This window comes from Brevundimonas albigilva (assembly GCF_023573565.1).
Taxonomy (GTDB): domain Bacteria; phylum Pseudomonadota; class Alphaproteobacteria; order Caulobacterales; family Caulobacteraceae; genus Brevundimonas; species Brevundimonas albigilva.
Genome location: NZ_CP097649.1, coordinates 1259477 through 1284358 on the forward strand (window position 1 = coordinate 1259477; position 24882 = coordinate 1284358).

Genomic DNA, 24882 nt, shown 5'->3' on the forward strand with positions numbered 1-24882 from the left:
CCTCCCTCGCCAAATCGCTGCATCGTGGTATGTCTAGACATATTGATCGCAACCGAGCGGGACTGTCCAGTGACGCCGAACGCCATGACCGTGGATCGCACCCTGTGGTTCGAGACGGCGCTGCTGCCGGACGGCTGGGCCGATGGGGTGCGGATCGCGCTGTCGGACGGCCGGATCGCGGGGGTCGAGACCGGGGCGGCGCGAAGCGGCCAGGCGGGCGGGGCGGTGGCCCTGCCGGGCATGGCCAATGTGCACAGTCACGCTTTCCAGCGGGCCATGGCGGGCCTGACCGAGGCGCGCGGGCCGACAGATGACGACTTCTGGACCTGGCGCGAGCTGATGTACCGATTCCTCGACCGGGGCGGGCCGGACGAGATCGAGGCCATCACCGCCCTGGCCTTCATGGAGATGCTGGAGGGCGGTTTCACCCGCGTGGCGGAGTTCCACTATCTGCACAACGACCCGGCGGGCGGCCTCTATGCGGATCGGGCCGAAATCGCCGGGCGCATCGTGGCGGCGGCCGGCGAAACGGGGATCGCCCTGACCCTGCTGCCGGTCTTCTACGCCCACGCCGGGTTCGGCGGGCAGGCGCCCAGCCACGGCCAGAGGCGGTTCATCAACGACCTGGACGGCTTTTCGACCCTGGTCGATCGGTGCCGCGACCTGACGGCGGGCATGGAGGGGGCCGGGGTGGGCGTGGCGCCGCACAGCCTGCGGGCCGTGACGCCGGACGAACTGGCCGCCCTGCCGGCGCTGGCGGGCGACGGGCCCATCCACATTCATGTCGCGGAACAGACCAGGGAGGTCGAGGATTGCCTGGCGTGGTCGGGCGCGCGGCCAGTCGAATGGCTGCTGGCCAATGCGCCGGTGGATGCCCGCTGGTGCCTGATCCACGCCACCCACGTGACCGAGGCCGAATGGCGCGGCGTCATCGACCGTCGGGCCGTGACCGGCCTGTGTCCCGTCACCGAGGCCAATCTGGGCGACGGGATCTTTCCCGCCGCGGCCTATTCCCGGGCGGGGGGGCTGTTCGGCGTGGGCACGGATTCCAATGTGCAGATCGGCGTGGCCGAGGAACTGCGGATGCTGGAATACAGCCAGCGGCTTGGCCTGCGCGGGCGCGCGGTGATGGCCGGGCCGACGCGCTCGACCGGCCGCGCCCTGTTCGAGCACGCTCTGGCGGCGGGGGCTCAGGCCTGCGGGGCCGAGGCGGGGTTGAGCGTCGGCGCGACCGCGGACATCGTGACGCTGGACGCCGGCCGATCGGTCTTCTCGAGCCGGAGGGGCGACGCTTTGCTGGACAGCTGGATCTTCGGCGCGCCGTCCGGTTCGGTCGCGTCGGTGTGGCGCGCGGGCAGGCAGGTGGTGAAGGACGGCCGCCACGTCGCGCGCGAGAGGGTCGAGGCCCGCTATCGCCGGGCGCTGGCGACGGTGCTGGGATGAGCGGGCCGCTGCACCGGCGCATCTACGCCGACCTGGAGCGGCGCATCCTGTCGGGCGACTGGGCGCCGGGCCAGCGCATCCCCTTCGAGCACGAACTGACGGCCGCTTACGGCTGTTCCCGCATGACGGTGAACAAGGCCATTTCCGAGCTGGCGGGCCGGGGGCTGGTGACGCGGCGGCGTCGTGCGGGCACGTTCGTCGCCCAGCCCAAGGCCCATGCGGCGGTGCTGGCGATCCCCGATCTCAGGGCCGAGGTGGTCGAGCGCGGTCAGGCCTATGGCTATCGCCTGCTGGAGCGACGCGAGCGCGACGCGGCCACGGAGGAGGAGAGCGATCTGGCCCGCGACGGACGTCTGCTGGATCTGGCCTGCCTGCACAGCGCCGACGGCGCGCCGCTGGCCCTGGAACGGCGGTTGATCGCTCTGTCCGCGGCGCCGGAGGCCGACAGGGTCGATTTCGGCGTGACGCCGCCGGGGTCCTGGCTGCTGGACCAGGCGCCTTGGACCGAGGCCGAGAACCGCATCGCCGCGGTGGAGGCCGAGAGCGCGGAGGCCCGCCTGCTTGGGCTGAAAACCGGCGCGGCCTGCCTGCGGGTCGAGCGACGCACCTGGCGCGACGGACAGGGGGTGACCCGGGTGTGGCAGACCTTTCCCGGAGACCGCTACGATCTGATCGCCCGTTTCTCGTCTCGAGGAGACCGCCGATGAAGGCCGACCGTCTGCTGATCGATTGCCACGTCGCGACGATGATTGAAGGCGGCGCGCCCTATGGGGCCGTCGAGGACGCGGCGGTGGTCGTGGCGGACGGGCGGATCGCCTGGGCCGGGCCGCGCGCGGACATGCCGACGGTCGCGGCGGACGAGGTGGAGCGGCTGGACGGCCGGTGGGTCACCCCCGGTCTGATCGACTGCCACACCCACCTGGTCTTCGGCGGGGATCGGTCCGGCGAGTTCGAGCAGCGGCTACAGGGCGCGAGCTACGAGGAGATCGCCCGCGCCGGCGGCGGCATCGTCTCTTCCGTCAAGGCCACGCGAGCGGCCTCGGAGGACCAGCTGTTCGCCTCCGCCATGCGGCGGCTGGAAGGGCTGAAGGACACCGGCGTCACCACGGTGGAGATCAAGTCCGGCTATGGCCTGGATCGCGACAGCGAACTGAAGATGCTGCGCGTCGCCCGCCGCATCGGGCGCGAGGGCGGGGTGAGGGTGCGAACCGCCTACCTGGGCCTGCACGCCGTCCCGCCCGAGCATCGGGCGGACCGCGCCGCCTATGTGGACAAGGCTGTGGATGGCATCCTGCCGGCCGCCCATGCGGAGGGGCTGGTCGACATGGTGGACGCCTATTGCGAACCCATCGCCTTTTCGGGGGAGGAGGTCGCGCGCCTGTTCGACAAGGCGCGCGCCCTGGGCCTGCCGGTCAAGCTGCACGCCGATCAGTTATCGGACGGCGGGGGAGCGGCGCTGGCCGCCCGCTACCAGGCTCTGTCCGCCGATCACATCGAGCACACGACCGAGGCGGGGGTGAAGGCGATGGCCGAGGCGGGCGTGGTCGCCGTCCTGCTGCCCGGCGCCTATCTGATGCTGCGCGAGACCCAGACGCCGCCGGTGGATCTGCTCCGGCGTCATGGGGTGCGGATGGCGGTGGCGACCGACTGCAATCCCGGAACCTCGCCCCTCGCCTCCATGACGGCGGCGATGAACCTGGCCTGCGTGCAGTTCCGCCTGACGCCGGAAGAGGCCTTGGCGGGCGCGACCCGGAACGCGGCCCGGGCCTTGGGGCTGAAGGATGTCGGCGTCATCGCGCCAGGCATGGCGGCCGACCTGGCCGCCTGGGACGTGGCCCGGCCGGCCGAGCTGGCCTACTGGCTGGGCAAGCCGATGCTGCATCGTCGCTGGATCGCAGGCGCGCCGGCCAGCTAGGGAAATAGTCAGCGGGTCGGCCGTCCCGCCTCAGGCCTGGGCCACGCCCATCGCCTTCATCAGGGCGTCGCGCACGGCGGTTTCGGTGAAAGGCTTCTGGATGGTGGGATTGCCGCGCCATTCGTCGGGCAGGCCGCCCTCGCCATAGCCGGTGGAGAAGACGAACGGCACGCCGCGCGCCTTCAGCGCCTCGGCCACCGGAAACACCTGGCGGCCGGCGACATTCACGTCCAGCAGCGCTGCGTCCAGATCGGCCTCGTCCCGCACGATCGCGGCGCCTTCGTCGATGTTGGCGGCGGGACCCACGGGCGTGCAGCCCATGTCCTCGAGGATGGTTTCAAGAAGCATGGCCACGAGGGATTCGTCCTCGACGATCAGAACGCGACGTCCGGTCAGGGGCTGGGTCATCACGCGTATTTCCTTTCCAGCGGAACCGTCAGTTCCGCGACCAATCCATCGGCGGCGTAAAGCAGATCGATCTCGCCGGCCAGATCGTGGCGAATGTTTCGTTCAATCAGGCGGCTGCCGAAGCCTTTTCTGCTCGGCGTTGAGACAGGGGGGCCGCCGACCTCGCGCCAGGTCAGCGTCAACTTGGGGGCCCGCTGGTCGGCCAGCGCCCAGTCGATCAGCACCCGGCCCTCGGGCGTCGACAGGGCGCCGTACTTGGCGGCGTTGGTCGCCAATTCGTGGAAGATCATTCCAAGCGACAGCGCAAGGGCGGGCTCCAGGTCGACAGGCGGCCCGTTCAGGCTGATGCGGGTCGGGCCGAAGGCCTCGGTCTCGTGGGCCAAAATGGCGCTCAGCTCCGCGCCTTCCCAATGGCTGCGGGTCAGCAGGTTGTGGGTGTGCGACAGGGCCATCAGCCGGGACTGGAAGGTTTCGGCGAAGGTCGCGGGATCGGCGTGCGACCGGGCCGTCTGGATGGCGATCGACTGGACGGTGGCCAGGGTGTTCTTCACCCGGTGGTTCAGTTCGTCGATCATCAGCTTCTGCCGCTGGGCGGCCAGGACGTTCTCGGTGACGTCGTGCCCCTGGACGAAGATGCCGGCCACGGCCCCCTTTTCGTCGCGGATCGGCTGATAGATGAAGTTCACATAGACGTCTTCCAGCGGCCCGCCCGGGCGGCGCTGCAGTTGAACCAGGCTTTCCTGGCCCTCGTAGGGTTCGCCGGTGGCGAAGACGTCGTCCAGAAACTCATAATAGCCTTGGCCCGCCAGTTCGGGCAGCGCTTCGCGAACGGGCAACCCCGACACGTCGCGCTGGCCGATCAGCTGTTGATAGGCGGCGTTGTGCATCTGGAAGACATGCTGCGGCCCGGACAGGATGGTCACGAAGCCGGGGGCCTGCATGAACATCTCGACCAGGCGGTTCCGCTCGTGCTCCAGGCGAAGATTGTCCTCCTGAACGACTTCCGCGCGGCGCAGCAGCCCGCCGCCGACGATGGCGTCCAGGGCGCTGATCGGCGCCGAAGGGTCGGGGATGAAGCCCCGGTTCAGGTCGGTGACGTCGGTGGTGTGTTGCAGCAGGAAGCTGACCCGACCGTCGTCATCCAGGATCGGGGTGTGGGTGGCGCTCCAGATCCGGTCCTCGAAGGTGCGCGCGCCGTCCGCGCCGGTGCGCGCGATCGAGAAGCGGACCATGGCGAGGTGGTCGCGCTGACGCGTGTCACGCGCCTTTTCCAGCGACGCCTTAACCCGCCGCACGTTCTCGGGCGCTTCCTGCCCGTCGCCGGAATCGAAGGCCTGGAACAGGGGCTGTCCGACGATGTCCTGCCGACGAGAGGACGTGACGTCCAGATACGCCTGGTTCGCACCGACGATCACCAGATCGGGCGTAAGCAGAATGTAGGGATTGGGCGACACCTCGAACGCCGCGGCCAGGTCGACGGCGGTTCGTGTCTTTTCCATCAAGTCGTTCAATGCGCGCCCCACCAGCAACCCCCCAAACGCAGCGGACGCGGATTGGTTCGCCAGATCTTTGAAAATCGTCGCAGCATCGTTGGCGCGTCGGAAGAATTTGCTAATCACGGGACATGACAATCGCAGCCGCATTCGCCACGCTGGCCCTGATGACGGCGCAGGTCGACCCGACAGCACAGGTGGAGACGCGGGTCGAGCAGGGGGTTCTGCTCGGCCGGACCGACGAGGCCGTGACCTCGTATCGCAACATTCCCTACGCCGCGCCGCCCGTCGGCGCATTGCGCTGGCGTCCGCCGCAGCCGCCGGCCGCCTGGGAAGGTCGTCGCGACGCCGCCGCCTATGGGGCGATCTGCATCCAGCCCCCGGCGAACGGCGACCCCGGCGTCGGCCCGCCGCCGATGAGCCAGGATTGCCTGAACCTCAATGTCTGGACGACCCAGGCCGCCGGCGCGCGCGCACCGGTCATGGTTTGGATCCACGGAGGGGCGCTGATCAACGGATCCGGTACGGCGGCGCTGTACGAGGGCGATGACCTGGCCCGGCGGGGCGTGGTGGTCGTGACGCTGAACTATCGGCTGGGGCGTCTGGGCTTCTTCGATCACCCCGCCCTGGCGGCGGAGAGGCCGGCGGGCGAGGCGGCCGGCAACTACGGCGTCATGGACGTCATCGCGGCCCTGCGGTGGGTCAAGGCCAACATCGCCGCGTTCGGCGGCGACCCCGGCAATGTGACGATCTTCGGCGAGTCGGCGGGCGGGCTGCTGGTGAACCGGATGATGATCTCGCCTCAGGCGCGCGGGCTGTTCCAGCGGGCCGTGGTGCAGTCGGGGCTGGGGCGCGAGCTTCAGATTCCGCTGGATCGGCCGGGACCCGCCGGCGCCCCCTCGGCGCGTCAGCGAGGCCAGGCTTGGGCCGATGCGGCGGGCCTGACCTCGGCCGAGGCGCTGCGGGCCGCGCCGGCGGAGACCTTCCTGGGACCGGCGCCGTCGTTCGCGAACGGCGACCTGAACCTGATCGACGGCGAGGTCGTGACCGAGACGGTCGAAGCCGCCTTCGCGGCCGGGCGACAGGCGCCGGTTCCTTATGTCATCGGCACGAACAGCGCCGAGTTCTGGTGGATCAGGCCCACGGACCGGTCGGGCTATGGGCTGATCGACGACGACATGACCTGGCTGGAGCGGGCCGAGGCGGCGGACGCCTATGGCGGGGTCGCAGCCTTCGACGCTCAGGTCGTGACGGACCTGGTGTTCACCGAGCCCGCCCGCAAGCTGGCGCGCCTGCACGCCAGGGCGGGCCATCCGACCTATCTCTACCGCTTCGACGTGACGTCGGCGGAGAACCGCCAGGCCCACGGCGGGGCCAGCCACGCGGTCGAGCGGCCCTATGTGTTCGGCAACCTGGGCATCCTTCCCTATCCGGTCGAGGATCGCGACCGGCGGGCCTCGGAGGCGATGATGGGCTACTGGACCGCCTTCGCCCGCACCGGCGACCCCAATGGCGCGGGCCGGCCCGAGTGGCCCCAGGCGACGCCCGAGGGCGACTCGCGCATCGTCACCTTCGGCGACACGGGACCGTTCGTGGAGCCCCAGCCCTTTTCGAGGCGGCTGGACGTGCTGGAGCGGTTCCGCGAGCGGCCGCGTCGCTGAGGCGCGGGGTTAGCCGGCGGCCATGTTCGCCGGCGTCTGCTTCTCCTTCAGGGTCACCAGCTCCTCGGCCATGGTCGGGTGAACCGCGCAGGTGGCGTCCCACTGGGCCTTGGTCAGGCCCGCCTTCACGGCGATCGCGGCCAACTGGATCATCTCCGGACTGTCCGGCCCGACGATGTGGACGCCCACCACGCGCTGGCTGTCGGCGTCGACCACCAGCTTCATCAGCACCCGTTCGTCGGAGCCGGTGAAGGCGTATTTCATCGGCCGGAAGCGGGTCACATAGACATCCACGCCCTTGGAGCAGGACCGGCGCGCCTCGGCCTCGGTCAGGCCCACCACGCCGACGGGCGGCTGGCTAAAGACGGCGGTGGCGACGGCCTCGTAGTCGAAATGCTGGGGGCTGTCGCGATAGACGGTCTGGTGGAAGGCGACGGCCTCGCGGATGGCGACGGGGGTCAGGTTCATCCGGTCGGTGACGTCGCCGATGGCCCAGATGTTGTCGGCGGTGGTCTTCGAATAGGGATCGACCTTGATCGCGCCCTCGTCGTTCAGTTCGACGCCGGCCGCCTCCAGGCCCAGGTCCTTGACGTAGGGGATACGGCCGGTGGCGAACATGACCACGTCGGTTTCCAGCGTCATGCCGTTTTCCAGGTGGTTGACCAGGCCGGCGGCGGTCTTCTCGATCGACTTGTGCTGGCAGCCCAGGACGACCTTGACGCCGCGCTTCTCAATCTCGCCGGCCAGGTGGGCGCGCACGTCGTCGTCAAAGCCGCGCAGGATGTTGGGGCCGCGATAGATCAGGGTGGTCTCGACGCCCAGGCCGGCGAAGATTCCCGCGAACTCCACCGCGATATAGCCGCCGCCGGCGATCAGGATGCGCCTGGGCAGTTCGGGCAGGTGGAAGGCCTCTTCCGAGGTGATGGCGTGTTCGATGCCGGGAAGGTCTTCCGGCTTCCACGGACGGCCGCCGGTGGCGATGAGGATCTTCTCGGCGGTGATGGTGCGGTTCTTGCCGACGATCTCGACGGTGTGGGCGTCCTTCAGCACCGCGCGGCCGTGGACCAGCTCGACCCCGGCCTTGCCCAGATTTGCGGCGTAGATGCCCGACAGGCGGGCGATCTCGACGTCCTTGGCCTCCAGGAAGGTCGGCCAGTCGAACTTGGCGTTGTCGAACGACCAGCCGTAGCCTTCGGCGATCTCGAGCGCGTGGCTGACCTCGGAGGCCATGACCATGAACTTCTTGGGCACGCAGCCCCGGATGACGCAGGTGCCGCCGACGCGGAACTCCTCGGCGACGGCGACCTTCTTGCCGCCCAGGGCCGTCAGCCGCGCGGCGCGGACCCCGCCGGAGCCCGCGCCGATGACGAAGAGGTCGTAATCGTAGTCGGACATCCGGGCCTCCGGGGTTCAGACGCGGAAAAGAGAGTCTGAACCGTCTGAATAGTGTGAAATCCCGGCGCAGGCGCCGAAAAACAGGGTGTGAATAGTGTGAATGGTGTGAAATCCGGACGGCCGCCCGCCCAGCGGATCGGACTTAGGCGCCGGATCGGGGAGGGGCAAGGCGGGTGCGCCTGACGGCGTGCGACGGAGCGCCCACAGCACTGGGTCCCGGCTTTCGCCGGGATGAGCGGAGCCATGAGTGCTCAGGGGTTGATCGTCTCGACCCCGTCGTCGGTCCCGATGATCGCCAGGTCGGCCAGGTCCAGGAACAGGCCGTGCTCGACCACGCCGGTGATCAGCTTCAGGTCGTCGGCCAGGCGCGCCGGGTCGTGGATGGCCTTGCAGGCGGCGTCGTAGATCAGGTTGCCGCCGTCGGTGCGGACCAGGCCGCGATCGGCCTGGCGCACACGGGCGGGGGCGGCGATGTCGTGGTCGGCCAGGACGTCGGCGATGCGGTTGCCGGTGGTCTTGTGGCCGAAGGCGACGACCTCGATCGGCAGGGGAAAGGCGCCCAGCACCGGCACGACCTTGGCGTGGTCGGCGATGACGATGCAGCGGGCCGAGGCTTCCCACACCAGCTTCTCGCGCAACAGGGCCGCGCCGCCGCCCTTGATCAGCGCAAGGCCGGGTCCGACCTCGTCGGCGCCGTCGACGGTCAGGTCGATGCGGGGCGTGTCCTCCAGCGTCGACAGGGTCAGGCCCAGGTCGCGCGCCAGGTCGGCGGTCTTTTCCGAGGTGGGGACGCAGCGCAGGTCGTGCAGGCCCCGCGCCGCCAGCGCCTTGACGAACCAGGCGGCGGTGGAGCCGGTGCCCAGGCCCACGACCATGCCCACCTCGACGTGCTGGGCGGCGGCCTCGCCGGCCCTGCGCTTCTGGATTTCCGTGTTCATGGCCGCTCCATAGGCAAGTCGGGCCGGAACGGAAAGGGCCAGAGCGCGGTTGGCCCCGTATCGGATCGTGCTATTCGCGGCGGTTCAGTTGCAGGAGCCGCCTCATGACCCGACAGACCCCCGACGCTCTGGAAAAGGCGATCGCCGAGGCCCGGGCCGATCCCGCCAAGCAGGCCGCGGCCGAACTGGCCATCCTTTCCGCGGAAATCTACGTGGCGCCGAGCGAAGGAACGCCGCCGCCGGGCGTCGTGCTGGGCCGGGATCGTCCCTTGAAACTAATGGGGATCGTGCTGTCGGACGGCGTCGAGGCCGCGGCCGGCTTTTCCCAGGCCGCGTTCGCGCAGCCCGTTCTGGGAACCGCCGCCTCGATGGCCATGCGGGGCCAGCATTTCCTCGAAGCCTTTCGTGATGGCGTGATCGTTCTGAATCCCGGACGCGAAGAGGGCCTGGTTCTGACCCGTCGGGACATCGCCGCCATCCTGGACGGCGCGGGCGAAGCGTCGCCCCTGACCGACAGCGCCGACCTGGAACTGACGACGCCCGATCCCGAACCGACGGTGCTTGTCGCCCGGCTGAGATCGTCCCTGACGGTAGAGGGCGTCCATGCGGCCTGGCTGGCGCGGTCGAAGGACCTGCGCTCGGGTGAACTGGGGTGGCGTCTGGAGGTTCGGGGCGACGCGAGCCTGAAGACCGTGCGCGATCGTGTCCGCAGCGCGATCGAGGGCTTGGGTTTCGGGGGCGAGGCGCTGGACCTGGTCATGTCCTCGGGACAGGGAGCCGACGGCGAGGGCCTGAGGCTGATCTGACCCTTTAGACGCCCTTCGCCGCGCGCTTTCGCGCCGCCGCCTTGTCCCGGAAGACGGCCGCCGCGCCGGGCTTGACCGTCTGGCGGGCGCGACCGAAGGCCAGGGCGTCGGCGGGCACGTCCTCGGTGATGACGGAGCCGGAGGCGATCAGGGCGCCGTCGCCCAGGGTGACGGGGGCGACCAGGCTGGAGTTCGAACCGACGAAGGCGCCGGCGCCGACGTGGGTGCGGGCCTTGTTGAAGCCGTCGTAGTTGCAGAAGATGGTCCCGGCGCCGATGTTGGCGCCCGCGCCGACCGCGCCGTCGCCCAGATAGGCCAGGTGGTTGGCCTTGGCGCCCTTGTCCATCGTGACGTTCTTCACCTCGACGAAGTTGCCGACCTTGACGCCCTCGGCCAGGTCCGCGCCGGGGCGCAGCCGGGCGTAGGGGCCGACCTCGGCGCCCGAGGCGACGCGCGCGCCCTCGATGTGGCTGAAGCTGCGGATGCGCGCCCCGCCCTCGATCACCGCGCCGGGGCCGAAGACGACGAAGGGCTCGATCACGGTTCCGCCGCCGACCTGGGTGTCCCAGGCGAAGTGGACGGTGTCGGGCGCGCTCATGGTCACGCCGGCGGCCAGGAAGGTCTCGCGCTGGACCTTCTGGAACAGGGCCTCGGCCTGGGCCAGTTCGGCCTGGGCGTTGACGCCCATCACCGCGTCCTCGTCGGCGAAGACGGCGCGGGTCGGGTGACCGGCCTTGCGCGCCAGTTCGACCACGTCGGTCAGATAGTATTCGCCCTTGGCGTTGTCGTTGGTGACCTGCGCCAGCAGGGGGAACAGCAGGTCGGCCGGCGCGGCCATGACGCCCGAGTTGCAGGCGGTCAGGGCCAGGACCTCGGGCGAGGCCTCCTTGGCCTCGGTGATGGCGACCAGCGTCTCGCCCTCGATGACCAGGCGGCCGTAGGCGCCGGGATCGCGGGCCTGGAAGCCGATGACGGTGACGCCGGCGCCGCCGAAGACCGGTTCGATGTCGGCGGCCTTCAGCAGGGGCACGTCGCCGTAGGTGACGACCACGTCGCCGTCGAAGCCGGCCAGGGCCTGTTCGGCGGCGCGCACGGCGTGGCCGGTGCCCAAAGGCGGGTCCTGGACCGCGACGGCGCCGGCGCCGAGACGCGTCTCCACATGGGCGCGGACCTGGGGCGAGTGGTTTCCGACCACGACGACGATGCGCTCGCACCCCAGGCCCTGGGCCGCGTCGATGGCGTGGTCCAGCATGGCGCGCTGGCCGACGGGGTGAAGCACCTTGGGCAGCGGCGACTTCATCCGCGTGCCCTGGCCTGCGGCGAGGATGATGGCGGCGCGTGCTCTGGTCATGAATCGTCCCGGCGGCTAGTCGTCCCGGCCTTAGCCCATCATGCGCGCCAAAGGGAGATGCGGATGACCGATCGCGATCTGGAGGGATGGACCGTCCTGTTCGACCTGGACGGGACGCTGGTCGATTCCGCGCCCGACCTGATCGGCACGCTGAACCGGCTGCTGGTCGAAGAGGGGCTGCCCCCGGTGGAGATGGAGGCGGCCTCGACCCTGATCGGATCGGGGGCGCGGGCGCTGCTGGTGCACGGTTTCGAGGCGGCGGGGGCCGACGTGGAGCGGGCGCGCTCGGAGGCCCTGTTCGAGCGGTTCCTGGTCGACTACGCCGGCCATATCGCCGACGGCAGCCGGGCGTTCGAGGGCGTCGTGGACACGCTGGAGCGGCTGAAGGCGCGCGGCGCCGTGCTGGCGGTGGCCACGAACAAGCGCTCGGACCTGTCCGAACTGCTGCTGGAGAAGCTGAGGCTAAGGCATCATTTCGCGGCCGTCGTCGGGCCGGACCGGGTCAGCGCCCGCAAGCCCTCGGGCGCGCATCTGGTCGAGGCGGTCCGGACCGCGGGCGGCGACCCCGCCCGCGCGATCATGGTGGGAGACGCCGCGCCCGACGCCCAGGCGGCCCGCGACGCCGGGATGGCCTGCATCCTGACGACCTTCGGCTACACCCCCGTGCCGGTCGAGGACCTGGGCGGCGACGTGCTGATCGACGCCTTCGAGGATGTGGAGGAGGCGATCGACGGTCTGCTGGCGGACTTCTACGTCTCCAGGGCGCTGAGGGGCTGAGGGCCGAGGGGCCCGCGCGGCTTGTCGCTGCGCTAAAGGCTGACGATAGAAATCCTGGCGCCCGATCGGCGGCCCGTCCGGTTACGGAGCCGCCTTGCGATGGCCAGATGGACGGGCCGACGTCGAGGATGAGTTCGTGATCGCCCGCTTCTTCAAGATTCCCCTGTGGCAGCGCACCGCCGCCGGCTTCGTGCTGGGCGTGGTCGCCGGCCTGATCCTGCGCGAACGGGCCGAGACCTGGCTGCAGCCGATCGGCGACGTCTATCTGAACCTGATCCGCATGGTGGTGGCGCCGCTGGTGCTGTTCACCATCGCCAGTTCCATCGCCAGGCTGGGCGAGGGGGTGGGCGCGGTGCGGCTGGGGGTCAGGACCCTGGTCTGGTTCGCGATCACCTCGCTGCTGGCGGTGCTGGTGGGGATCGCCTTCGGGCATCTGATCAATCCGGGCGTCGGCCTGTCGAACCTGCCGCTGGGCGAGGTGAAGGCGCGCGAGATCCCGACGCCGCTGGACGTGCTGATCGGGGTCGTGCCGACCAACCCGTTCGCGGCGTTGAGCGAGGGCAGGGTGCTGCAGATCATCTTCTTCTCGGCGCTGGTGGGGATGGCGCTTGTGGCGCTGGGCGACGCGGCGCAGGGCGTGCGGCGGCTGGTGGACGAGGGGGCGGCCGTGGTCTTCCGCATCACCCGCTGGGTGATCCAGCTGACGCCGTTCGGGGTGTTCGGCCTGATCGGGGCGGTGGTCGGCGGCTATGGCTGGGAGGCGCTGCTGCCGCTGGGCAAGTTCATCCTGGCCATCTACGCGGCCTGCCTGTTCCACATCCTGGTGGTCTATTCGGGCCTGTTGAAGCTGCACGGGCTGAAGGCGGTCAGCTTCTTCAGGGGCGCGTTCGCGGCGCAGCAGACGGCGTTCGCCACCTCGTCCTCGCTGGGGACGCTGCCGATCACCCTGCGCCAGACGGTCGAACGGCTGGGCGTGCCCCAGGCCTATGCGGCCTTCGCGGTGCCGCTGGGGGCCAATGTGAAGATGGACGGCTGCGGCGCCATCTATCCGGCCATCGCCTCGATCTTCATCGCCCAGTATTTCCAGATCGACCTGACGCTGACCCAATATGTGCTGATCGGCCTGACGGCCGTGCTGGGATCGCTGGGCACGGCGGGGGTGCCGGGGACCAGCATCGTCATGCTGACCCTGACCCTATCGACCGCCGGCCTGCCGCTGGAGGGCATCGGCTATATCGTCGCCATCGACCGGATCATCGACATGATGCGCACGGCCACCAACGTCACCGGCCAGATGCTGGTCCCCGTGCTGGTCGCCAAGGAGGAGCGCATCCTGAACGAGGCGGTCTATGACGGCCGCGTCGCCTTCCTGCCCGGCGACCCGGAGACGGAGACGCCCGAGGCGGTGCGGGCGGCGGGAATCTGAAATCCGGCGCTTGCGCCGCGGGGGCGACCGGGCTATGTCGCCGCCTCCGCAAGGCATGGATGCGTAGCTCAGCGGGAGAGCACCTCGTTCACACCGAGGGGGTCACAGGTTCAATCCCTGTCGCATCCACCATTTTTTCCATCCCGGTCCGTTCGGTTCGTCGCCCCGCGCAGGCGCGGGGAGCGGCGCGCGTCCTGCATCAGGCCGACGGGGCGGCGGGCGGACGGCAGCCGCGCTGCTGGCCCAGCCCCTTCAGAAAGGCGCGCCGGACAAGGCCGGCCTTGATCGAATCCTGAACCTCGCGACTGTGCTGGGCCGCGCCCGACAGGCGCCGGACCCAGCTGCGGAAGGGAATCAGGTCGGAGGCGGTATCGCGCACGGCGTCCAGCGCCAGGTCGGCCGCCTGTTCATCGCGGCCGGGGCCTTGCTGCGGCTGATCCAGATCGGGACCGAGCGCCTCGTCCAGACGGGCGACCTGGGCCGAGATGTCCGCGCAGCGACGCAGGTCCGCGCGGCCATAGGGGGCGCCGCGCGCCTCGACCAGGACCGCGGGGATTTCGGTCTGCTGGATGTTCAGATCCTGGAGCGGCGCCGAAGCCGCCTGGCCCACGCCGCCCTGGAAACGGTCCGCGCCGCGATCGAACGACATCTGCGCGCAGCCCGAGGCGGCCAAGGCGGCGACGAGGACGACGGAAAGGGGGCGTGCGCGCATTTCGATGCTCCGAAGACAGGATCGAGAAGCTTAACCGTTTCCCTGCTGAGCGGTTCCGGCCGGCGCGGCGCACATCCTGTGCACAATCTGTTGTTCCGGCCCGCTCTAGGCCGTATCCTGGCGCCATCATGACCCAACGCTGGACCCCCGAAAGCTGGAGAACCAAGACCGCCCTGCACATGCCGGCGGACTATCCCGATCCCCGCGCCCTTCAGGCCGTGGAGGACGAGCTGCGCGCGCTGCCGCCGCTGGTCTTCGCCGGCGAGGCGCGGCGCCTGACGTCGAAACTGGCGCAGGTGGAGCGGGGCGAGGCCTTCCTGCTGCAGGGCGGCGACTGCGCCGAGAGTTTCAAGGAGTTCTCGACCGACAACATCCGCGACACCTTCCGCCTGATCCTGCAGATGGCGGTGGTGCTGACCTTCGCGGGCAGGAAGCCGGTGGTGAAGGTGGGCCGCATCGCCGGCCAGTTCGCCAAGCCGCGCTCGGCCCCGGTCGAGGAGATCGACGGCGTCGAACTGCCCAGCTATCGCGGCGACATCATCAACGGCATGGCGTTCACGCCCGAGGAGCGCGCGCCCGATCCCCAGCGGCTGCTGCGGGCCTACAACCAGTCGGCCTCGACGCTGAACCTGCTGCGGGCCTTCGCCGGCGGCGGCTATGCGGACCTATACAACATCCACCGCTGGACGCTGGGCTTCGCCGGCGACAACGAGGCGGGCGCGCAATATCGCGAACTGGCCGACAAGATCACCGAGGCCCTGGCCTTCATGGAGGCGGTCGGCGTCACGCCCGAGACCCATCCCGACCTGAGCCGGGTCGAGGTCTTCACCAGCCACGAGGCCCTGCTGCTGAACGTGGAGAGCGCGCTGACGCGGCTGGACGGCGGCTCGGGCGAATGGTTCGACACCTCGGCCCATATGCTGTGGATCGGCGAGCGCACGCGCCAGCTGGACGGCGCCCACGTCGAGTTCATGAAGGGGATCAAGAACCCCATCGGCGTGAAGTGCGGGCCGACGATGACGGCCGACGACCTGCTGCCGCTGATCGACGCGCTGAACCCGGACAACGTCTCGGGTCGGCTGACCCTGATCGGCCGTTTCGGCCACGACAAGGTCGGCGAGCGCCTGCCCAAGCTGATGCGCGAGGTGAAGGCGTCCGGCCGCAAGGTGATCTGGTCGATCGACCCGATGCACGGCAACACGCTGAAGGCGGGCAACGGCTACAAGACCCGGCCGTTCGACCGCATCCTGGGCGAGGTGCGGACCTTCATCGACGTGGCCGAGGCGGAAGGGGTGCATCCCGGCGGCGTCCACCTGGAGATGACCGGCCAAAACGTGACCGAATGCATCGGCGGCGCCCAGGCGGTGACCGAGGACGACCTGTCCAACCGCTATCACACCCACTGCGACCCGCGCCTTAACGCCGACCAGGCGCTGGAGCTGGCCTTCCTGGTGGCCGAGCGGTTGAAGTCCGGGCGCGTCAGCCGGTCGAAGGCGGCCTGATCGGAGCCGCGCCCCAGATGCGCGAAAATGCGGCCATGAGGCGGCCACGGAGGCCGCCTCTTCTGTCCGCCACGCTGAAGGATGGGCTCGCGGCGAAAGCCGAGGGTGACGGACATGGAAACGCCTGCCAATCAACATGAGAAGCCCGGCCGCGTGGCCTATCAGGGCGCGCCGGGCGCGTTCAGCCACGAGGCCTGCACGGCCCTGCGCCCGTGGGACGAGGCGGTGGCGTTCGAGACCTTCCAGGGCGCGATCGACGCGCTGATCTCGGGCGATTGCGACTGCGCCCTGATCCCGGTCGAGAACTCCTCGATCGGGGCGGTCGAGCCGGCGGCGACCCTGGTGCGCGAATCCGGCCTGCGGGTGGTCGCCGAGGCGTGGCGGCCGATCCGGCACGCCCTGATGGGTCTGGAAGGCGCGCGCGTCCACGACCTGCGTCGGGTGCTGAGCCATCCGATCGCCCTGGCCCAGTGCGAGCAGACGCTGAAGGGCATGAAGCTGAACGTGGTCGAGCATTTCGACACCGCCGGCGCCGCCCGCGACGTCGCCGAGGCGGGCGATCCGACCCAGGCCGCCATCGCCCCCCGCAACGCCGCCGAGGTCTATGGCCTGTCGATTCTGCGCAACGATTTGCAGGATTCCAGCGATAACCGAACGCGTTTCGTCCTGTTGAGCGCCGAAGCGGGTTGACGGCGCACGGTCTTTGCGTGTCTTAAGGCCGCCTCGGATCGCCGTCGATCCGCTCAACCGGACCTGGACCCATGTCCCGCTCGCGCGCCCTTGCTGTCTCCTTCGCCCGTTCGCGCGCGGCCGCCGGCTATTATTTCGGCTTTTACGGCTTTCGATACGCCGGCTGAGGCGTCGGGCTTTTCACGCTCCTGACAGCCTCGCCGGCGACCGCTCCTGACCCGAGCGGCGGCCTGCCCGCATATCGAAATTCCATTCCGCCGAAAGACTAGTCCCGTGACCCAATCCGTTTCCGCCGCCGTCCGCCAGGTCTGGCCTGAGGACGCCGAAATGACCCCCGAACAGACCGCCCTGGCCGCCCTGCGCGCCGAGATCGACAGCATCGACGACCAGATCCTGGCCTTGTTCGAACAACGCCTGGCGGTCGCCGCCACCGTGGGCCGCGCCAAGGACGCGCCGACCGGTCCGCACACCAAGCTGCGCCCCGACCGTGAGCAGACCGTGCTTTCGCGGATGCTGTCGAAGGCCCAGCCCGAGAACGCCGAGGCGGTCGAGCACCTGTGGCGCGAGATCGTCGGCTGGGGCCTGGCGCGGCAGGGCCGCCTGCAGGTCCAGGTCTGGGCGCCGATCGAGCCCACCCGCGCCTATGACGGCGCCCGGCTGCGCTTCGGCGCGGCCGCCGACATCAAGATGGTGCGCGATCCGCAAAAGGCCCTGGCCTTCGCCGCGGAGGGCCACGGGATCGCCGTCCTGGCGGTGAACACCGAGGACGCCTGGTGGATGGGCCTGCGTCGCGAATGGTCGATGCTGAGCGTGTTCGACGGCTATGGCGGCGAGACGCCGACCTCGCTGGCCGTGGGCAAGATCGACCCGCCGGCCCTGCCCAAGGGCCGTAGGGTGATCGTCACCGCCGGCGGCGACGCGGGCGACGGCGGCGGCGCGCGCCGCTGGGGCCTGAACACCCACCACGGCTGGACCATCGCCCTGACCGACGCCGAGCTGACGCCCGGCGAGGCCGAGGGCTGCGTCGGCGCGATCGGCTAGATCACACCGCCATGTTGTCGATCAGGCGCGTCTGGCCCAGCCAGGCGGCGGCCAGGATACGGCCGGGCGCGTCCGCCACATCGCCTTCGAAGGGCGCCAGATCGTCGGCCCGACGAACGGCGACATAGTCGACGCGGTCGAACCCGGCCGCAAGCAGGGCCTCCTGGGCCGTCTTCTCGACCTCCGCGAGAGGACGGCCGGACGCGGCCATGACCCCGGCCTCGGCCAGCACGCCGTTGAGGCGGCGGGCGATCTCCAGCTCGGCCTCGGACAGGTAGGCGTTGCGCGAGGACAGGGCCAGGCCCCAGCCGTCGCGCTGGGTGGGGGCGCCGACGATGTCGACGGGCAGGTCCAGGTCGCGGGTGAAGCGCCGGATGACCATCAGCTGCTGATAGTCCTTCTCTCCGAAGACCGCGACGTCGGGCTGGACCTGGTTGAACAGCTTGCTCACGACCAGGGCCACGCCCCCGAACATGGCCGGACGAAACGCGCCCTCCAGCTCCAGGGCCGGACCCGCCACGACGACGGAGGTGGCGAAGCTGTCGGGATACATCTCCTCGACCGTCGGCGCGAACATCAGGTCGCATCCGGCGCCGGCCAGCAAGCGGGCGTCCTCCTCCTGTCGCCGGGGATAGCGGCCCAGGTCCTCATGCGCGGCGAACTGGGTCGGATTGACGAAGTTGGAGGCCACGACGCGGTCGGCGCGACGCCCCGCCTCGCGCACCAGGGTCAGATGGCCCTCGTGCAGCGCGCCCATGGTGGGAACCAGCGCCACCTTCAGGCCTTGTCGCTTCCAGTCGCCGACGACGGCGCGCAGGTCCGCGACGGCGCGGACCACGGAGAGGGGGGAGGCGTCTGTCATGAGGGAGCGGTTAACCTTCCGGTTTAAGGCTGTTTCTGAACCAGCCCTCAAAGGCTGGCGGCTAGGGTCGCGGTTATGACGCCCGCAGAAGCGACCCGTCCAGTTCTGATCGCCGCCGCAGCGAGCCTGGCGCTCATGGCGGGCGGGTGCGGCTCGCAGGATCAGGGGCAGGGGCGGTTCGAGGCGCTGGCGGATCATGTGGCGGCCATCGACGTGCCGCTGCATCCCGCAGCCGGCGCCCGCCGGAGCGGCGCCGAGTCGGGATTGAGGCCGGCCCCGTTCAGTCCGGTGAAGCTGGCGGTGATGGATCCGCACGACATGTGGGACGCCCGCGACGCCCAGGCGGGGCTGCGGGTGATCGCCGCCCGTGCGGTCGAACCCGTGCGCGAGGCGCCGTCGGCGCTGCTCAAGCGATCGGACATCGAGCCCAGCGAAGCTGCGAGCCCGGCCGAGCCGCGCCCGGCCACGGCGCCGGCGCGGCTTATCCAGCTGGGCGCCTACGCCAGCGAGACGGCGGCGCGGGGCGCCTGGACCCGGCTGGGCGGCGATCCGGCGATGGCGGGATTGCAGCCGCGCTTCGAGACCATCTCGGTCGGCGAACGCACCCTGACGCGGCTGAAGGTCGAGGTCGCCGCCGGTCGGTCCGCCGCCGAGGTCTGCCGGGCCGCCGGGGTGGACGATCCCTGGTGCCGACGCGCCGGCTGATCCACAGGCGCGATTAACGGGTCGTTGACGTTTGCGGCGCGGGGACCGACTCTAGCGGTCTCCCCAGGTCGAGCGTGAGTCGTTCGGCCGTCCGTAGAGGCTGCCTTCATGACGCAACCGCATGTGATCGTCCTCGGCAACGAAAAGGGCGGGGCGGGCAAGTCCACCCTGGCCATCCACATCGTCACGGGCCTGCTGCACGCGGGGCGCAGCGTGGCGATCATCGACCTGGACCTGCGCCAGCGCTCGATGCAGCGCTTCTTCACCAACCGCGCCAGCTGGCTGGCCGCGAACGGCCACGATCTGCCCCAGCCGATGATGCCGGACATGGGCGACGGCAAGGCGCTGGCCAAGGCGCCGGTCGAGGACCAGATCGCCGCGTTCGACCGCGCCTTCGACGAAGCCGCCGCGGCCGGCGTCGACTGCATCCTGATCGACACCCCCGGCGGCGACACAGCGGCGTCGAACGCCGCCCACGCGCGCGCCGACCAGATCGTGACGCCGATGAACGACAGTTTCGTCGACTTCGACCTGCTGGGCGAGGTGGACCCGGTGTCGCTGGAGCTGCTGAAGCCGTCGATCTATTCCGAAAGCGTCTGGGAAGCGCGCAAGCATCGCGCGATCGCCCAAGGGCGCCATGCGACCATCGACTGGCTGGTCGTCACCAACCGCCTGCAGGTGGCCGAGGCGCGCAACCGCAAGCGCCTGGAAGAGCGGATGAACAAGCTGGCCAAGCGGGTCGGGTTCCGCGTCGGGCCGGGCCTGCGCGACCGGGTCATCTATCGCGAACTGTTCCCCTTCGGCCTGACGGTGGCGGACCTGTCCAACGACGTGCGGCCCGTGGCCGTGTCGCTGGCCCACGTCGCGGCGCGTCAGGAGATGCGCAACCTGATGAAGGCGATGGGCCTGGAGCAGGCGCTGAGCGACGCGGCGCTGGACGTGGCCGCCTGAAAGACTGAGCCATGACGCTGATCGGGCTGGCGCTGGCGGCGATCGCCGTCTGGGCCCTGGTGCGTCTGGGGCGCCAGACCGAGCGGCGAGGGCGGGGCCACTGGCGCGTCACCGCGACGCTGCTGGGGGCGGTGCTGCTGGCGGGAGGCGCCTTGGCCGCATTCCGGGGCGGATGGCTGGCGGCGGCGGGCCTGGCGGGCGCGGGGCTGTATCTGGCCTGGTCGTCCCGCGCGCGGCCGCAGGTGCGCTCCGAACCGATCAGCGAGGCGGACGCGCGTGCGGTCCTGGGGGTATCTTCGGGCGCGGGAGAAGCCGAAATCCGCGCGGCCTGGAAACGGGCCATGACGCGCGCCCATCCGGACCAGGGCGGCACCGAGGGTCTGGCGGCGCGGGTCAACGCCGCGCGCGACCGGCTGCTGCGGCGCCGCTGAGGGAACGGCGGGCCGTCCGGGTCGTTCGAACTGCGGCGTCGTCATGATCCGGCCCGAAAGACGGTGCGGTATGGCGGCGCTTCAAGCCTCATGCGTCGGAAGATGATGAAGACCCGTTCGATCCTGCTCGCCACCGCCCTGGCCCTGTCGGCCTGCGGCAATCCCGACAACTCCAAGGCCCAGGAAGGGGTGTTCGCCGAACAGCCCCGCGTCGTCCCCGGCGACTCCGCGGCGATGAAGGCCAGCTTCGCCCCCGTCGTGCGCGAGGCCGCCCCCGCCGTGGTCAACATCGCCGCGCGGGGCGTTCAGCGGGTGCAGAGCGCCGATCCCTTCTTCCAGCTGTTCGGACCGCAGGCGCGGGTGGCCCAGTCGGTCGGCTCGGGCGTGATCGTGCGGGCGGACGGGACGGTGGTGACCAACTATCACGTCATCGAGGGCATGTCGGAGATCAAGGTCGTGCTGAACGACCGCCGTGAATTCCCCGCCGAGGTCATCCTGGCCGATCAGCGCAGCGACATCGCCGTGCTGAAGCTGCAGGGCGTGGACGGCGCCCTGCCGTTCCTGCGCATCGACGATCAGGAAGAGCAGCAGATCGGCGACCTGGTGCTGGCCATCGGCAATCCGTTCGGCGTGGGCCAGACGGTGACCAACGGCATCATCTCGGCGCTGAACCGGACCGAGACGGGCATTTCGGACAGCGGCTCCTTCATCCAGACCGACGCGGCGATCAATCCCGGAAACTCGGGCGGGGCGCTGGTGGACATGGACGGCGACCTGATCGGCATCAACACGGCCATCTTCTCGCGCAGCGGCACCTCGTCGGGCGTCGGCTTCGCCGTGCCGGCGGTGATGGTCAAGCGGGTGGTCGATTCCGCCGTGGGTGGCGCGACGGCGGTGGTTCGGCCCTGGCTGGGCGTCAAGGGCGACACGGTCAGCAGCGACATCGCCGGCAGCCTGGGCCTGGACCGGCCGCAGGGCCTGGTGGTCACCGACGTCTATCCGGACAGTCCGGCGTCGCGGGCGGGCATTCGCCAGGGCGACGTCGTCACCGCCGTGGACGGCGTCGAGATCAACGACCAGGGCGGCCTGAACTACCGCATCGGCACCAAGGCGCCCAACGACACGGTGCAGGTGACGGTGCTGCGCGACGGGCGCGCCCAGACGCTGAACGCCCGCGTCCAGGCCCTGCCGGGCGACGCCAAGCCGGGCGACGGTGCGACCGTGTCCTCGGGCAGCCTGGCGGGCCTGCGCGTCGTGCCGTTGAACCCGGCCTTCGCCGACAGCCTGGGCGGCGACCCCTTCCTGCGCGGCGCGCTGGTGACGGGCGTGGCGCGGGGCAGTCTGCCGGCCCGGATCGGCGTGCGGCCGCGCGACGTGATCCGTCGCATCGACGGGCGGGAGGTCGTGTCGGCCTCCGATCTCCAGCGCGCGCGGGCGGGATCGGAAGTCGTGATCCTGCGGGGCGGTCGCGAACTGACGGGACGGATGCCCGGCTGACCGACGACGCCGGGGGCGTGAAAAGCCGGGGCCGACCGACTACATAGGTCGCTTCCCCAAGAGCGAGCCCGAATGAGCGACCTGTTCGAAGCCTCCGGCATACATCCGCCCGACGCCCCCCTGGCGGATCGCCTGCGTCCGGCGTCGCTGGAGGAGGTGGTCGGCCAGGATCATCTGCTGGGCGAGGGCGGGCCGATCCGCCGCATGGTCGACGCCGGCCGCCTGGGCTCCATGATCCTGTGGGGTCCGCCGGGCACGGGCAAGACGACCATCGCCCGGCTGCTGGCCAAGGCGGCGGGCTATGAGTACCAGGCGATCAGCGCCGTCTTCTCGGGCGTGGCGGACCTGAAAAAGGCGTTCGAGGCGGCGCGGATGCGGCGCGCGGCCGGCCAGTCCACCCTGCTGTTCGTCGACGAGATCCACCGGTTCAACCGCGCCCAGCAGGACGGATTCCTGCCCTTCGTCGAGGCGGGGGTCGTCACCCTGGTCGGCGCTACGACCGAAAACCCCAGCTTCGAACTGAACGGCGCCCTGCTGTCGCGCAGCCAGGTCTATGTGCTGAAGCGGCTGGACGACGCCGCCCTGGACCAGCTTCTGCGACGCGCCGAAGCGCACATGGGGCGTTCCCTGCCGCTGACCGACGAGGCGCGCCAGGCGATGCTGGCCCTGGCCGACGGGGATGGGCGCTATCTGCTGACCATGTCGGAGGTCCTGTTCGACCTGCCGGAGGGTGAGGCGCTGGACGTCCAGGGCCTGGCGGGCGTGCTGCAACGCCGGGCGCCCGCCTACGACAAGAGCCGCGAGGAGCACTACAACCTGATTTCCGCCCTGCACAAATCGGTGCGGGGATCGGACCCGGACGCGGCGCTGTACTGGCTGGCGCGGATGCTGAACGGAGGCGAGGACCCGCTGTATCTGGCGCGGCGCATCGTGCGGATGGCGGTGGAGGACGTCGGCGAGGCGGACCCGCTGTCGATCCTGGTCGCCAATGCGGCCAAGGACACCTACGATTTCCTGGGCAGCCCCGAGGGCGAGTTGGCCCTGGCCCAGGCGGTGGTGCACCTGGCCACCGCGCCCAAGTCGGTCGGAGTGTATGAAGCCTTCAAGGCGGCCAAGAGGGCGGCCCACGAGACCGGCTCGCTGATGCCGCCCGCCCACATCCGCAACGCCCCGACCAAGCTGATGAAGCAGCTGGGTTACGGCAAGGGCTATCAATACGACCCGGACACGCCCGAGGGCTTCTCAGGCGCGAACTTCTTTCCCGACGAGATGGAGCGGCGCGTCTTCTACAAGCCCAAGGGCGAAGGCCACGAAGAGAAGATCAAGGCGCGGCTGGAGCGCTGGGCCGAGATGCGGGCGCGGATGGCGGACCAGGGCGGCGATGCCTGAACTGAGGCTGGGGACGGCCGGGTGGAGCGTGCCGCGCGAGGTCGCCGAACGTTTCGCCGGTCCCGGCACGCACCTGGAACGCTATGCCCGGACGATGAATGCGGTCGAGATCAACAGCAGCTTCTATCGACCGCATCGGCGAGCCACCTATGCGCGCTGGGCGGCCTCGACCCCGCCGGACTTTCGCTTCGCGGTGAAGACGCCGCGCGTCCTGACGCAGGAGCAGCGGCTGCGCGAGCCGGAGGCCGGGCTGGATCGGTTCGCATCCGAGGTCGAGGGGCTGGGCGACCGGCTGGGGGCGGTTCTGGTCCAGACGCCGCCGTCGCTGGTTTTCGACGAAGCCGATGCGACCCGCTTCTTCGACGCGGCGGCGGCGCGTCTGCCCGTTCCGATCGCCTGCGAGCCACGCCACGCCAGCTGGTTCGCGCCGGAAGTCGACGCCTGGCTGAAAGACCGCCGGATCGCGCGCGTGGCGGCCGATCCGGCGCCGGTGTCGGGGGCGGGCGCGCCTGGCGGATGGCGCGGCCTGACCTACATCCGATTGCATGGCGCGCCGAGAATCTATTATTCGGCCTATTCGCCCGAGACGCTGGCGGCGACGGCCGAACGATTGCGGCGCGAGGCGGCGGATGCGCCGACCTGGTGCGTGTTCGACAATACGGCGGCAGGCCATGCCTTGCCCAACGCCTTGACCGTCATGGCGGCGTCGGGCCAAGAGCCGAAATGACCGCCAGAACCCCCGTCGCTCTGTCCGAAGACGAGATCGCCGCCGTCCGGTCGTGGGTGATCCACGAGGATGCGCACCTCATCGTCTTTTCCAAGCCCAGCGGCCTGTCCAGCCAGGGCGGGCGGATCAAGGCCCATACGCTGGACGATCTGCTGTGGGCGTTCGCGCGGTCGAACGGAAAGCGGCCGGAACTGGTGCATCGGCTGGACCGGGACACGTCGGGCGTGATCCTGGCGGCCAAGACCAAGCCCGCCGCCGGATTCCTGGGCAAGGCGCTGCAGATGCGGCGGTTCCGGAAAACCTATCTGGCCCTGCTGTCGGCGGCGCCCGAGCCGCGATCCGGCGCGGTCGATGCGCCCCTGCGCCGCGAGGAGATCGGCCGCGAATCCTATATGCGCGTCGTCGCCTTCGACGCGCCGGGCGCGCAAGGGGCGCAGAGCCGATACCGCACCCTGGGCGCCAGCGATCATGGGGCGGTGGTGGAGCTTGAGCCGCTGACGGGACGGATGCACCAGTTGCGGGTGCATATGGCGCATCTGGGCCGTCCGCTGATCGGGGACGTGCGCTATGGCGGCGCCCTGACCACGCCGGTCGGACCGGCGCCGCGGCTGATGCTGCACGCCGCCAAGCTGAGCTTTCCGCATCCCGAGGGCGGGACCACGACGGTCGAGGCCCCGCCGCCCCAGGATTTCCAGACGTTGCGCGCCGCCTTGGGCCTGTGACGCGGGAACGAGCGGCGCGGCACGACGCTATTGGGATGAA

At 70.2% G+C, this 24882-nt stretch carries 24 protein-coding genes and 1 tRNA gene; 18 read left to right on the forward strand and 7 right to left on the reverse strand.

Annotated features, from left to right (window positions below; all coding sequences use genetic code 11):
* Positions 1-84 precede the first annotated feature (84 nt).
* The 3 genes from M8231_RS06200 to hutI are packed head-to-tail and all read left to right on the forward strand — an operon-like array spanning position 85 to position 3358.
* Complete coding sequence (locus M8231_RS06200; protein WP_250202597.1) at positions 85-1443, forward strand: formimidoylglutamate deiminase; 1359 nt, start codon at positions 85-87, stop codon at positions 1441-1443.
* Positions 1440-2150: a histidine utilization transcriptional repressor HutC gene (gene hutC / locus M8231_RS06205; RefSeq protein WP_249750752.1), complete on the forward strand. Its 711-nt coding sequence runs from the start codon at positions 1440-1442 to the stop codon at positions 2148-2150. The genes M8231_RS06200 and hutC overlap by 4 nt, the downstream gene beginning before the upstream one ends.
* A complete protein-coding gene (gene hutI, locus M8231_RS06210) occupies positions 2147-3358 on the forward strand; it encodes an imidazolonepropionase (RefSeq protein ID WP_249750751.1) in 1212 nt (403 codons plus the stop codon). Before hutC ends, hutI begins: the two co-directional genes overlap by 4 nt.
* Before the next feature lie 30 nt (positions 3359-3388).
* Here hutI and M8231_RS06215 read toward each other — a convergent pair whose 3' ends face one another.
* Together M8231_RS06215 and M8231_RS06220 are read right to left on the reverse strand one after the other, a co-directional pair.
* Entirely contained in the window at positions 3389-3766 is a 378-nt protein-coding gene (locus M8231_RS06215; protein ID WP_249750750.1) for a response regulator, read from the reverse strand.
* On the reverse strand, positions 3766-5265 hold the full coding sequence (locus M8231_RS06220; RefSeq protein WP_249750749.1) for an HWE histidine kinase domain-containing protein: 1500 nt from the start codon (positions 5263-5265) through the stop codon (positions 3766-3768). Before M8231_RS06220 ends, M8231_RS06215 begins: the two co-directional genes overlap by 1 nt.
* 125 nt (positions 5266-5390) lie before the next feature.
* Here M8231_RS06220 and M8231_RS06225 point away from each other — a divergent pair, with 125 nt between their 5' ends.
* Positions 5391-6920, forward strand: a complete 1530-nt coding sequence (locus M8231_RS06225) for a carboxylesterase/lipase family protein (RefSeq protein WP_249750748.1) — start codon at positions 5391-5393, stop codon at positions 6918-6920.
* A 9-nt stretch (positions 6921-6929) separates the two neighbouring features.
* Here the strand turns inward: M8231_RS06225 and gor are convergent, their stop codons facing one another.
* Both gor and rpiA read right to left on the reverse strand, forming a co-directional pair.
* Positions 6930-8315, reverse strand: a complete 1386-nt coding sequence (gor, locus tag M8231_RS06230; protein ID WP_250202457.1) for a glutathione-disulfide reductase — start codon at positions 8313-8315, stop codon at positions 6930-6932.
* A 251-nt stretch (positions 8316-8566) separates the two neighbouring features.
* A complete protein-coding gene (gene rpiA, locus M8231_RS06235) occupies positions 8567-9253 on the reverse strand; it encodes a ribose-5-phosphate isomerase RpiA (RefSeq protein ID WP_249750747.1) in 687 nt (228 codons plus the stop codon).
* A gap of 104 nt (positions 9254-9357) precedes the next feature.
* Here rpiA and M8231_RS06240 point away from each other — a divergent pair, with 104 nt between their 5' ends.
* Positions 9358-10059, forward strand: coding sequence for an SseB family protein (locus tag M8231_RS06240; protein ID WP_250202458.1), 702 nt, complete (start codon positions 9358-9360; stop codon positions 10057-10059).
* A 4-nt stretch (positions 10060-10063) separates the two neighbouring features.
* On the opposite strand, the gene glmU is transcribed toward M8231_RS06240, so the two are convergent.
* Positions 10064-11410 carry a bifunctional UDP-N-acetylglucosamine diphosphorylase/glucosamine-1-phosphate N-acetyltransferase GlmU gene (glmU, locus tag M8231_RS06245; protein ID WP_249750745.1) on the reverse strand — a complete coding sequence of 449 codons (1347 nt, stop codon included), beginning with the start codon at positions 11408-11410 and terminating at the stop codon, positions 10064-10066.
* Positions 11411-11473: 63 nt separating this feature from the next.
* On the opposite strand from glmU, the gene M8231_RS06250 reads away from it, so the two are divergent.
* The 3 genes from M8231_RS06250 (at position 11474) to M8231_RS06260 (ending at position 13745) form a co-directional block, all read left to right on the forward strand.
* Positions 11474-12187: an HAD-IA family hydrolase gene (locus M8231_RS06250; RefSeq protein WP_348521889.1), complete on the forward strand. Its 714-nt coding sequence runs from the start codon at positions 11474-11476 to the stop codon at positions 12185-12187.
* A gap of 136 nt (positions 12188-12323) precedes the next feature.
* On the forward strand, positions 12324-13613 hold the full coding sequence (locus tag M8231_RS06255) for a dicarboxylate/amino acid:cation symporter (RefSeq protein WP_249750744.1): 1290 nt from the start codon (positions 12324-12326) through the stop codon (positions 13611-13613).
* Positions 13614-13670: 57 nt separating this feature from the next.
* Positions 13671-13745, forward strand: a tRNA-Val gene (locus tag M8231_RS06260).
* A gap of 67 nt (positions 13746-13812) precedes the next feature.
* Here the strand turns inward: M8231_RS06260 and M8231_RS06265 are convergent.
* Entirely contained in the window at positions 13813-14325 is a 513-nt protein-coding gene (locus M8231_RS06265; protein WP_250202461.1) for a hypothetical protein, read from the reverse strand.
* Positions 14326-14453: 128 nt separating this feature from the next.
* Here M8231_RS06265 and M8231_RS06270 point away from each other — a divergent pair, with 128 nt between their 5' ends.
* The 3 genes from M8231_RS06270 to M8231_RS06280 all read left to right on the forward strand — a co-directional run bounded on the left by M8231_RS06270 (position 14454) and on the right by M8231_RS06280 (position 17558).
* Positions 14454-15827 carry a class II 3-deoxy-7-phosphoheptulonate synthase gene (locus M8231_RS06270; protein ID WP_249750742.1) on the forward strand — a complete coding sequence of 458 codons (1374 nt, stop codon included), beginning with the start codon at positions 14454-14456 and terminating at the stop codon, positions 15825-15827.
* Between the two features lie 114 nt (positions 15828-15941).
* Positions 15942-16517 (forward strand): prephenate dehydratase domain-containing protein, encoded by a 576-nt coding sequence (locus M8231_RS06275; protein WP_249750741.1) that lies wholly within the window; start codon positions 15942-15944, stop codon positions 16515-16517.
* 273 nt (positions 16518-16790) lie between these two features.
* Positions 16791-17558, forward strand: coding sequence for a chorismate mutase (locus tag M8231_RS06280; RefSeq protein ID WP_249750740.1), 768 nt, complete (start codon positions 16791-16793; stop codon positions 17556-17558).
* A 1-nt stretch (position 17559) separates the two neighbouring features.
* Here M8231_RS06280 and panC read toward each other — a convergent pair whose 3' ends face one another.
* Complete coding sequence (gene panC, locus M8231_RS06285; protein WP_250202462.1) at positions 17560-18420, reverse strand: pantoate--beta-alanine ligase; 861 nt, start codon at positions 18418-18420, stop codon at positions 17560-17562.
* Between the two features lie 75 nt (positions 18421-18495).
* On the opposite strand from panC, the gene M8231_RS06290 reads away from it, so the two are divergent.
* The 7 genes from M8231_RS06290 to M8231_RS06320 all read left to right on the forward strand — a co-directional run bounded on the left by M8231_RS06290 (position 18496) and on the right by M8231_RS06320 (position 24842).
* Positions 18496-19125, forward strand: coding sequence for an SPOR domain-containing protein (locus M8231_RS06290; protein ID WP_249750738.1), 630 nt, complete (start codon positions 18496-18498; stop codon positions 19123-19125).
* Positions 19126-19233: 108 nt separating this feature from the next.
* Complete coding sequence (locus M8231_RS06295) at positions 19234-20076, forward strand: division plane positioning ATPase MipZ (RefSeq protein WP_250202463.1); 843 nt, start codon at positions 19234-19236, stop codon at positions 20074-20076.
* Between the two features lie 11 nt (positions 20077-20087).
* Entirely contained in the window at positions 20088-20507 is a 420-nt protein-coding gene (locus M8231_RS06300) for a J domain-containing protein (protein ID WP_250202464.1), read from the forward strand.
* Positions 20508-20612: 105 nt separating this feature from the next.
* Positions 20613-22004, forward strand: coding sequence for a Do family serine endopeptidase (locus M8231_RS06305; protein WP_249751828.1), 1392 nt, complete (start codon positions 20613-20615; stop codon positions 22002-22004).
* Positions 22005-22076: 72 nt separating this feature from the next.
* Positions 22077-23393 carry a replication-associated recombination protein A gene (locus tag M8231_RS06310; RefSeq protein WP_250202465.1) on the forward strand — a complete coding sequence of 439 codons (1317 nt, stop codon included), beginning with the start codon at positions 22077-22079 and terminating at the stop codon, positions 23391-23393.
* Positions 23386-24120 carry a DUF72 domain-containing protein gene (locus M8231_RS06315; protein WP_250202466.1) on the forward strand — a complete coding sequence of 245 codons (735 nt, stop codon included), beginning with the start codon at positions 23386-23388 and terminating at the stop codon, positions 24118-24120. The genes M8231_RS06310 and M8231_RS06315 overlap by 8 nt, the downstream gene beginning before the upstream one ends.
* Entirely contained in the window at positions 24117-24842 is a 726-nt protein-coding gene (locus M8231_RS06320; RefSeq protein ID WP_249750736.1) for an RluA family pseudouridine synthase, read from the forward strand. The genes M8231_RS06315 and M8231_RS06320 overlap by 4 nt, the downstream gene beginning before the upstream one ends.
* Positions 24843-24882: the final 40 nt, after the last annotated feature.

Excerpts from the sequence above, each read along its gene's own strand:
- M8231_RS06200 (WP_250202597.1), top strand. The coding sequence starts at position 85 with ATGACCGTGGATCGCACCCTGTGGTTCGAGACGGCGCTGCTGCCGGAC.
- hutC (WP_249750752.1), top strand. The coding sequence starts at position 1,440 with ATGAGCGGGCCGCTGCACCGGCGCATCTACGCCGACCTGGAGCGGCGC.
- hutI (WP_249750751.1), top strand. The coding sequence starts at position 2,147 with ATGAAGGCCGACCGTCTGCTGATCGATTGCCACGTCGCGACGATGATT.
- M8231_RS06215 (WP_249750750.1), bottom strand. The coding sequence starts at position 3,766 with ATGACCCAGCCCCTGACCGGACGTCGCGTTCTGATCGTCGAGGACGAA.
- M8231_RS06220 (WP_249750749.1), bottom strand. The coding sequence starts at position 5,265 with ATGGAAAAGACACGAACCGCCGTCGACCTGGCCGCGGCGTTCGAGGTG.
- M8231_RS06225 (WP_249750748.1), top strand. The coding sequence starts at position 5,391 with ATGACAATCGCAGCCGCATTCGCCACGCTGGCCCTGATGACGGCGCAG.
- gor (WP_250202457.1), bottom strand. The coding sequence starts at position 8,315 with ATGTCCGACTACGATTACGACCTCTTCGTCATCGGCGCGGGCTCCGGC.
- rpiA (WP_249750747.1), bottom strand. The coding sequence starts at position 9,253 with ATGAACACGGAAATCCAGAAGCGCAGGGCCGGCGAGGCCGCCGCCCAG.
- M8231_RS06240 (WP_250202458.1), top strand. The coding sequence starts at position 9,358 with ATGACCCGACAGACCCCCGACGCTCTGGAAAAGGCGATCGCCGAGGCC.
- glmU (WP_249750745.1), bottom strand. The coding sequence starts at position 11,410 with ATGACCAGAGCACGCGCCGCCATCATCCTCGCCGCAGGCCAGGGCACG.
- M8231_RS06250 (WP_348521889.1), top strand. The coding sequence starts at position 11,474 with ATGACCGATCGCGATCTGGAGGGATGGACCGTCCTGTTCGACCTGGAC.
- M8231_RS06265 (WP_250202461.1), bottom strand. The coding sequence starts at position 14,325 with ATGCGCGCACGCCCCCTTTCCGTCGTCCTCGTCGCCGCCTTGGCCGCC.
- M8231_RS06270 (WP_249750742.1), top strand. The coding sequence starts at position 14,454 with ATGACCCAACGCTGGACCCCCGAAAGCTGGAGAACCAAGACCGCCCTG.
- M8231_RS06275 (WP_249750741.1), top strand. The coding sequence starts at position 15,942 with ATGGAAACGCCTGCCAATCAACATGAGAAGCCCGGCCGCGTGGCCTAT.
- panC (WP_250202462.1), bottom strand. The coding sequence starts at position 18,420 with ATGACAGACGCCTCCCCCCTCTCCGTGGTCCGCGCCGTCGCGGACCTG.
- M8231_RS06290 (WP_249750738.1), top strand. The coding sequence starts at position 18,496 with ATGACGCCCGCAGAAGCGACCCGTCCAGTTCTGATCGCCGCCGCAGCG.
- M8231_RS06295 (WP_250202463.1), top strand. The coding sequence starts at position 19,234 with ATGACGCAACCGCATGTGATCGTCCTCGGCAACGAAAAGGGCGGGGCG.
- M8231_RS06300 (WP_250202464.1), top strand. The coding sequence starts at position 20,088 with ATGACGCTGATCGGGCTGGCGCTGGCGGCGATCGCCGTCTGGGCCCTG.
- M8231_RS06305 (WP_249751828.1), top strand. The coding sequence starts at position 20,613 with ATGAAGACCCGTTCGATCCTGCTCGCCACCGCCCTGGCCCTGTCGGCC.
- M8231_RS06310 (WP_250202465.1), top strand. The coding sequence starts at position 22,077 with ATGAGCGACCTGTTCGAAGCCTCCGGCATACATCCGCCCGACGCCCCC.
- M8231_RS06315 (WP_250202466.1), top strand. The coding sequence starts at position 23,386 with ATGCCTGAACTGAGGCTGGGGACGGCCGGGTGGAGCGTGCCGCGCGAG.
- M8231_RS06320 (WP_249750736.1), top strand. The coding sequence starts at position 24,117 with ATGACCGCCAGAACCCCCGTCGCTCTGTCCGAAGACGAGATCGCCGCC.